Raw genomic sequence first — 8596 nt, 5'->3', positions numbered from 1 at the left:
ACCTCGTTCAGGCGCGTGCCGCCGCAGTCCGGGCACGGCTGGTCGCCGACATCGTCCGGTTCCTGTTCCGCCGATGGAATCGTCTGCTCGCGGCCACGGCCACCGTCTTCTGCGAGCACCGTGTCGTCGTAGACTTCGCGCTGTTCGCGGGTGAGTTTCAAGCCCGTGCCTACGCACGTGTGGCACCAGCCGTGCTTGCTGTTGTACGAGAACATGCGCGGATCGAGTTCCGGATAACTCGTGCCGCACACCGGGCAGGCGCGCTTGGTGGAGAATACCTTTAGCTCACCGACGTGTTTCGTGCCCTTCGTGCCGCCGTTCAGCGCACCATGCAGGCCATCGAGCGGCGCGAGCAAATGCATCACGCCCTTGCCGAGTTCGAGCGTCTCTTCGAGCATCGCCTTCAATGACGCTTCTTCGTCCGCGCTGACGATCAGGTCGCCCACCGGCAACTCGATGGTGTGCTCCTTGAAGCGGTCGAGCTTCGGCCACGGATCGACGGAAAGGAACTCGCCGTCCACGCGCAAATGTGTATGGCCACGTGTTTTTGCCCACTTCGCGAGATCGGTGTAAATACCCTTGCGATTGACCACGAGCGGCGCGAGCAGGCCGATGTGCTGGCCTTTGAAATCGCGCACGATCTGCGCCAGGATCGATTCGACGCTCTGCGCGGCGACGGGCGCGCCATCGTGGATGCAGTGCTGGATGCCGAGCTTCACGTAGAGAAGCCGCAGGAAGTGCCAGACCTCGGACGTTGTTGCCACGGTGCTCTTGCGACCACCCCTCGATAAACGCTGTTCGATCGCAACCGTCGGCGGAATGCCGTACACGGCGTCCACCTCCGGGCGTCCTGCCGGCTGCACGATCGACCGCGCGTAGGCATTCAGCGATTCAAGGTAGCGGCGCTGGCCTTCGTGGAACAGGATGTCGAAGGCAAGCGTCGATTTGCCTGACCCGGACACGCCCGTGATGACGTTGAACTTGCCGTGCGGAATGTCGACATCGAGCGATTTCAGGTTGTGCTCACGCGCGTTCACAATGCGCACCACGTCCTCGCCCTGCAGCGCGCGCCGCGCCGCCGCGACTTCAGCGGCGAGCTGCAGCGGCACGCCCGAGGCACGCTTTTGCGCGGCGCCGGGCTGCATCGATTCTTCGTAGTCGAGCAATGCCTTGCCCGTGTGCGACTGTTCGCACGCGGACACGTCGTCCGGCGTGCCGACGCACACCACGAGGCCGCCTGCGTCCCCCCCTTCCGGACCCAGGTCGATGATCCAGTCGGCAGCGCGGATCACGTCGAGGTTGTGCTCGATCACGATCAGCGAATGGCCCCGTTCAAGCAGGCGTCTTAGCGCCTGCATCAGCTTGGCGATGTCGTCGAAATGGAGGCCGGTGGTGGGTTCGTCGAACATGAATAGCCGGCCCGGCTTGTTCCCTGCCGCTTGTGCCGTTTCCGCCAGGAAGCCCGCCAGCTTCAGACGCTGTGCTTCGCCGCCGGACAGCGTTGGAACCGGTTGGCCAAGTTTTACGTACTCCAGACCAACATCGACAATAGGTTGTAGTACCCGCAGAACTTCCTTGTCCTTTGCAAAGCACGCGACGGCTTCGCTAACGGTCAATTCCAGCACGTCGGCCACGCTCAGCGACTTCCCTGCGCGCTCGATCTGCACATCCAGGATTTCCGCCCGATAACGCCGTCCATCGCAATCCGGGCAACGCAGATAAACGTCGCTCAGGAACTGCATTTCGACGTGTTCAAAGCCCGAGCCGCCGCATGTCGGGCAGCGGCCATCGCCGGAGTTAAAGCTGAACGTGCCCGCGCTATAGCCGCGCTGCGCGGCCAGCGGCGCCTTCGCGAAGAGCTTGCGAATCTCGTCGAACGCGCCGACATAACTCGCCGGGTTCGAGCGCGCGGTGCGGCCAATCGGCGATTGATCAACGAAGATGACTTCGCTCAAGGCGTCAGCGCCCTTCAACGCGCGAAACGCGCCCGGCGTTTCCGTCGCCTTGCCGAAATGCCGTTGCAGCGCGGGTGCCAGCACGTCCTGGATCAGCGTCGATTTACCCGAGCCCGATACGCCCGTCACGCACACCAGCCGCTGCAGCGGGATCTCGACGGTCACGTCCTGCAAATTGTGCTGGGTCGCGCCCTCGAGCACGAGGCGCGGCGTGCCGGCATCCACGGCTCGGCGTTGCCAGTTGGACGCGTGCGCAACATGCTTGCGGCCGCCAAGATAGGCGCCTGTGAGCGTATCGCTGTTCTGGATCTCGTTCGGCGAGCCGTCATAGACGATCGCGCCGCCACGTTCGCCCGGTCCCGGACCCATGTCGATAAGCCGATCCGCCGCGAGCATCACCGACGGATCATGCTCCACGACCACGAGCGTGTTACCGGCGTCGCGCAGCCGATGCATGGCTTCGACAATGCGATTCAGGTCGCGCGGATGCAAGCCGATGCTGGGTTCATCGAGAACGAAAAGCGTGTTGACTAGTGACGTGCCCAGCGCAGTCGTCAAGTTGATTCGCTGCACCTCGCCACCGGAAAGCGTGCGGCTCTGGCGGTCCAGCGTGAGATAGCCGAGGCCGACATCGCAGAGATATTTCAGGCGCGTGCGGACTTCGTTGTGCAGGAGCTTGAGCGCGTCGTCGAGCAACGTGCTGGGCAGTGTCAGCGAGTCGAAGAAACGGCGGATGCGTTCAATAGGCATCAACATCAGGTCGTGCACCGTCAACCCGGGCAGGCTTTCGAGCTGCGCCCGCGACCATTGCGTGCCGTTGGGCAGGAAACGATCGGCCGGGGGAAGCACCGCATCGGCTTGCTCCTTAGTCCCCAGGCGCCATAGCAGCGCCTCGGTCTTCAGGCGCGCGCCTTCGCAGGTCGGACATTTCGTGTAGCTGCGATATTTCGATAGCAGCACGCGAATGTGCATCTTGTAGGCCTTCGATTCGAGGTAATCGAAAAAACGCTGCACGCCATACCACTCGCTTTGCCACTTGCCCGACCAGTCAGGCGAGCCGCCAATCACCCAATCCCGTTCCTTTTGCGTCAACTCGCTATAGGGCACGCCGAGCCTGATGCCCGCCTTGGCGCCAAACCGAAGCAGGTCGTCCTGATTTTCCTTCCACGCAGGTGTTTGCAGTGTCTTGATCGCGCCGCCGCGCAGGGTCTTTCGCTCGTCGGGGATGACAAGGCCGAGGTCCACGCCGATCACGCGACCGAAACCGCGGCACGTCTCGCACGCGCCGTATGCCGAGTTGAAGGAGAACAGCCCCGGCTGCGGATCGGCATAGCGGATATCGCTTTCCGGGCTGTGCAGGCCAGTCGAAAAGCGCCAGATCACGGGTTCGACTTCATCTTCGAGCACGTACACGTTCACACGGCCGGTTCCCCGGAGTAGCGCGCCTTCGATCGCTTCCAGCGCTCGCGAACGCTCCGTGTTCTGCAACCGGAACCGGTCCGCGACCACGTCGAGCATCTGCCGGCCGTTGACGTGGCGCTTGGCCTGCACGCGCGTGTAGCCGCTGGCGGAAAGCCATTGCGCAACTTCGTCGTCGCTCGCGGATTCTGGCAGCTCCACCGGAAAGGTGATCGCGATACGCGGATCCTGGGCTTTCGTTCGCTCGAGCAGTTCGACGTAGATCGTCTCGGGCGTGTCGTGCCTGACCTGATGGGACGTTTGCTTGTCGAAGAGTTCGGCTGCGCGCGCATAGAACAGCTTCAGGTGATCGTTCAGCTCGGTCATCGTGCCGACCGTCGAACGCGAACTGCGCACGGGATTGGTCTGGTCGATAGCGATCGCCGGCGGCACGCCGTCCACGCGGTCCACCTGCGGACGGTCCATGCGGTCCAGGAATTGCCGGGCGTACGCACTGAATGTCTCAACGTAACGACGCTGGCCCTCGGCGTAGAGCGTATCGAAGACGAGGCTGGATTTACCCGATCCCGATGGCCCCGTAACCACGGTCATCTGACCCGTGTACAGGTCCAGATCGATGTTCTTGAGATTGTGCTGGCGAGCACCGCGAATGCGGATTGCGTTGTTGGATGCCAATTTTCCTAACCGGTTCAATGAGTTAGTTCGTCCACGGGCGTGGATCGAAGTGCAGCGCGCAGGAAGCAAAGCGCCGTTGGACGGGCGTTTTTGCGACGCAAGTCGATAATTTCGATACTGTACACGCATACAGTATTTCCGGCAAAACTCGACCTGGGCGTTCGGGGGTGGAGGTTGGGGGTGGTTTAAAACTATCTCATGTCAGACGGACCGACGGCGCCTCGACGCTAGTGTTTTACCGCCATCCCTACCCTATGTAACGTATTAAAAGACCGTCGTAATCAACTGCAAACGCCGGTTTTTTTCTAATTCGATGCGCGAATTTACGCGTATTTCGAAAATTATCTAAATAAATCAATATAAAATGTAATAAATACTCGTATTACATTACATCTCCATTTTTCTAATATTTATATTTCCTTTCCACTATTGCTTGTTAATTTAGCAATAGTTCTGAGCTATCGTGCTTTTATCAAAAATGTAACGTTTTTTAATCGCACCAAAAACGGGAAACGCTCACCGTCCTTGTGATGCCCGTCCTATATAGCTTGGCACGACTTATGCTCATACAATTATTGAAAGGTAGCTTGCCGCAAATCAATAATTAAAAGTCTAGAAGTCGGGGAACGTAGTATGAGCAACACAGAAGGGCTCGCGTTGACTGGCGACAGCCGTTGGCGCATTTCAAGATTCATTTTCGTTTCAACCTCTTTTTCACTCTGCGCAACCTTCGGGATTTTCTTTACGCCGGCGTTCAGTCAATCGATCACGCCCGCCGCCCCTCCTCTCTCGGATAGCACATCTAACGCAACGGGCAATGGCTCGGCCCGCGATTTTGATGCGAAGAACCCGCTATCGGCTTCGACCACGCCACAAGGCAAGAGCAGCAATACGCCGATGCGCGGCGATAACCCCCCGACCATAGTCGATAAACGGCCTCTCGACGACGCAGTCCGCGGCATCGTAACCAATGAGGTCGTCACGCTGGTCGGCCAGGACTTCTATAACTCGTTCGTGTCCGCATGGCGCGACGTGCCGCTGTCGGATCGCTACAACGTGTCGATCTACGAGCGGCCATCGGCACGTTGGGGAAGTCTCGTCTGGGTTGAATTTGAGCATCGGCGCCTGTTCGAGGCGTTTCTTCCGCCAACGCGCACTAACGTGAGATCAATCGGCGAGCGGGCAGCCAATACAACCTACGACAACTTAGTGCAAGCCGACCTCGATCGGTTGCTTTTCAAAGATCAGGATCTCGCATCCGACGAAATGTAGTTCGGGAATAAGAAATGATAACTCTAAGATCGAAAACAGCGATCGCGGCAGCGTTCGCCCTCTCAGCGCAGATTGCCAGCGCCGGTTCTCTGATATACACGCCCGTGAACCCCACGTTTGGGGGTGATGCGGACAATGGTGCCTATCTGCTCTCAACCGCAGATGCGGTCAACAAGCATCAGGCGCCGGCCGTTTCGGTGCCGGGTTCAGCCACGCAGACGCCGCTCGATCAGTTCAATACTCAGCTGGAACAAGCCATCTTGTCGCGGCTTGCCTCATCGGTTAGCTCGTCGATTATCGGGCCCAATGGAACATTGCAACCCGGAACCATTACGACAGGACAATTCACGGTCACCGTTTCTAATCTAAGCAGCACTCAGCTTCAGGTGACGACCACCGACACGACCACCGGACAGACCACGACGTTCCAGGTGGGCCAATGATCGGCGTGCTGCGGTACGCGCGCATCGGACGGTTGGCAGGGGCGGCAAGTGGCGCTTTGCTCCTTGGGGTCTTGATGACAGGGTGCGCGAGTCCAGTGCCCGTTTTCGACAACGCGCAGTTGACGCCGGCGACGCAATTCACTCGCGATCTCGCCAAGTTGCCGCCACCCAAGGGAAAGATGGTCGCGGCCGTCTACGGTTTTCGCGATCAGACCGGTCAATACAAGCCTTCGCCGGACAGTTCATTTTCAGCCGAGGTGACTCAGGGCGCTGCGTCGATGCTAGTCGATGCGCTTCGCACCTCTAACTGGTTCGTGCCGGTCGAGCGCGAGAACCTGCAGGATTTGTTGACCGAAAGAAAAATCGTGCGTGCCCTCGAGACGCCCGCCGACAAGGGGCATCCGATCGCGGCGATCGGCGCCCTGACGCCCGCGAACGTCATTATCGAAGGCGGCATCGTTGGCTATGACACGAATCTTAGAACCGGTGGCCTGGGCGTCAATTACCTCGGCATCGGAGCTGCGACGCAGTACCGGGTCGATCAGGTAACCATCGCGTTGCGCGCGGTCGATATCCGTAATGGTCAGGTGCTAAATAGCGTCTCAACGACCAAGACCATCTACTCCTATGAGTTGACGGCAGGTGTCTACAAATTCGTCGGCTATCAAAACCTGCTGCAGGTCGAAGCCGGCCTGACCTACAACGAACCCCAGCAACTGTGCGTACGGGAGGCAATCGAGGCGGCTGTCGTACACCTGATCGTGCAGGGGATCAGTACGCACACGTGGGACCTCAAGACCGCTGGAGATTGGTACGACCCGATCATTCAGAAATACGCCGCGCAGAGTAACGGCATTTTCAATCAGGCTGAAGTCAAGGTGCCGCCGCCTGCAACATCGGGCACACCGACGCTTTGAAAATCTGTTCAGCCTGAAGTTTAAAACGATGAGAGAGTGACCCTTGGCTAATGTAAATCGGTACGCGAGATCGTCGCATGTGTTCCTGTGCGGCGGCATCCTTTCGCTCGCGGGACTTGCCGCAACCTGTTTCGCGGATCCCGCGCCTGCGTTTGATCTCGGCCCGGACGAACCTGCGTTCGCCATGGGCGGGAACGTCGCTCGCATTACGCAAACCGGCTCGTCCCAGTCGGCAGTGATCGATCAGGATGGCCGTAGTAACGCGGCGTTCGTCACGCAGGCCGGTGGAAGCAACGTCGCGTCGATCTTTCAGGCAGGCATTCAGAACGCAATGCTCGTCAATCAGGCGGGCTATGGAAATCAGGTGTCATCTTCGCAACGCGGAAATGGCAACAGTGCCTCGACGCTGCAGTCGGGCAACGGCAACGCTAGTTCGATCGCTCAAAACGGTTCGGGGAATTCGGCCGCCATCCAACAAGTAGGAAACGGAAACTCCGCTCAGGTCATCCAGAGCGGCTCGCGGAACTCTATTGCCATTCAGCAGACTGGCAATGGCGGAACTGCAACCGTCGTTCAGCACTAGGCCACTGACGACGCTATTACACTTTGCCTAACCTTTGGAGAATAACAATGAAACTCAAGCACATCTCGTTCGTCGTAAGCGCAGCACTGGCAATTGGTTTCTCCGTTTCGGCATCGGCTGCATCGAATCATGAAACAGCGACGGTAAATCAATATGACACGGCACAGTCAGCGACGATCAATCAAAGCAACTCCAGCTACGATACGGTCAGCGTCAATCAGGCGTACTACAATAATTCGGCGAGCGTCGCACAATCGTCGACGACCTCGAACACTGTCGCAATCAACCAGGACGGAACTCAGAACGCGGCGAACGTGCAAACCACGTTCGGCGGCTACAACACGACCAACATCGGCCAGAACGGCACGACGAACTCGGCCAGCGTCACCCAGTACAACGAGAAGCATGACACGACTTCGGTCGCGCAAAGCGGAACGTCGAATGGCGCAGACATCAACCAAAGCAATGGTTCGTATAACACGGCGTCAGTGAACCAAGTGGGCAACAACAACACCGCCGATCTGGCTCAGGAAGCGGCTTATAGCTCGACCACAACCGTGGCTCAAAACGGCAGCGGCAACTACGCCAACACGTATCAGAACGGCAGTTTCGAAACAGCATCGATCGGACAAAACGGCTCGTCGAATACTGCATACACGTCGCAGAGCGGCACGGGTGACCGCGCGACCGTCAGCCAGTCTGGCAACAGCCACTACGCAAGCATCACACAGCACTAATCCAATACTGCTTTGACAGCTCAGCGGGTCGAAATGCCCGCTGGGCGATGGAGTGCGCCATGTTACCTGCAACAGATTTAAGCGTATGGCTTGAGACGTCGGTGCAACAGGGCATGACTACGTTGATTCCGTATGTAAGGTCAGCTGAAGACCTTGACTTGCATTATGACGTCAAGCTCACGACGTCGAGTTCGGCGGGAACGTCGAGCGTGGTGCAAGGTGGCAATGTCAGGGTTCTCGCGGGTCAACCGCATCGATTGTCTTTGGTTACTACTAAGCGTGACGCTGCTTCGCGGTGTTTGTTGAGTGTGTCGTTGAGTGAACGGGGCACTACGGTGGCGACTAAGCAATATGAATGCGGGGGGGCTGATGCTCAGGGGCAGTAGGGGGTGCTGCTCGCGGAGAGTGTGGGGCTAGGGTTGAGTCCTTCTTCTCGCGTGGTCGTTCTGCATAAGTAGTATTTTCTTGCTTATTACTGTTAGCCCCTATCCGGGGCGGGACTTCATTTCTTTTCAAACGCGAAAAGAAACGAAGCAAAGAAACGCGTTCAAACCGCGAATACCTAAGTGTCGTCGTCGGACATTTTAGGTCTTTG

7 protein-coding genes are annotated in these 8596 nt (G+C 58.4%); 6 read left to right on the top strand and 1 reads right to left on the bottom strand.

Annotation, left to right across the window (positions count from 1 at the left end; genetic code table 11):
- Positions 1–4049: excinuclease ABC subunit UvrA (gene uvrA, locus WCA53_RS07485; RefSeq protein ID WP_423907521.1), on the bottom strand; the 4049-nt coding region annotated here is incomplete at its 3' end.
- A 633-nt stretch (positions 4050–4682) separates the two neighbouring features.
- Here uvrA and WCA53_RS07480 point away from each other — a divergent pair.
- Genes WCA53_RS07480 through csgH form a run of 6 tightly spaced genes read left to right on the top strand, consistent with a single transcriptional unit; the run spans position 4683 to position 8387 of the window.
- Positions 4683–5321, top strand: a complete 639-nt coding sequence (locus tag WCA53_RS07480) for a CsgE family curli-type amyloid fiber assembly protein (protein WP_423907519.1) — start codon at positions 4683–4685, stop codon at positions 5319–5321.
- A 14-nt stretch (positions 5322–5335) separates the two neighbouring features.
- A complete protein-coding gene (locus tag WCA53_RS07475) occupies positions 5336–5764 on the top strand; it encodes a curli assembly protein CsgF (protein ID WP_423907516.1) in 429 nt (142 codons plus the stop codon).
- Complete coding sequence (locus tag WCA53_RS07470; protein WP_423907513.1) at positions 5761–6681, top strand: CsgG/HfaB family protein; 921 nt, start codon at positions 5761–5763, stop codon at positions 6679–6681. Before WCA53_RS07475 ends, WCA53_RS07470 begins: the two co-directional genes overlap by 4 nt.
- A gap of 43 nt (positions 6682–6724) precedes the next feature.
- Complete coding sequence (locus WCA53_RS07465; RefSeq protein ID WP_423907511.1) at positions 6725–7264, top strand: hypothetical protein; 540 nt, start codon at positions 6725–6727, stop codon at positions 7262–7264.
- A 47-nt stretch (positions 7265–7311) separates the two neighbouring features.
- Positions 7312–8001, top strand: a complete 690-nt coding sequence (locus WCA53_RS07460) for a hypothetical protein (protein WP_423907509.1) — start codon at positions 7312–7314, stop codon at positions 7999–8001.
- A gap of 47 nt (positions 8002–8048) precedes the next feature.
- Positions 8049–8387: a curli-like amyloid fiber formation chaperone CsgH gene (csgH, locus tag WCA53_RS07455; protein ID WP_423907507.1), complete on the top strand. Its 339-nt coding sequence runs from the start codon at positions 8049–8051 to the stop codon at positions 8385–8387.
- Positions 8388–8596 lie beyond the last annotated feature (209 nt).

The sequence above is a fragment of the Caballeronia sp. genome (assembly GCF_049581465.1).
Lineage (GTDB): Bacteria > Pseudomonadota > Gammaproteobacteria > Burkholderiales > Burkholderiaceae > Caballeronia.
This window is presented reverse-complemented; position numbering and strand designations above follow the sequence as displayed.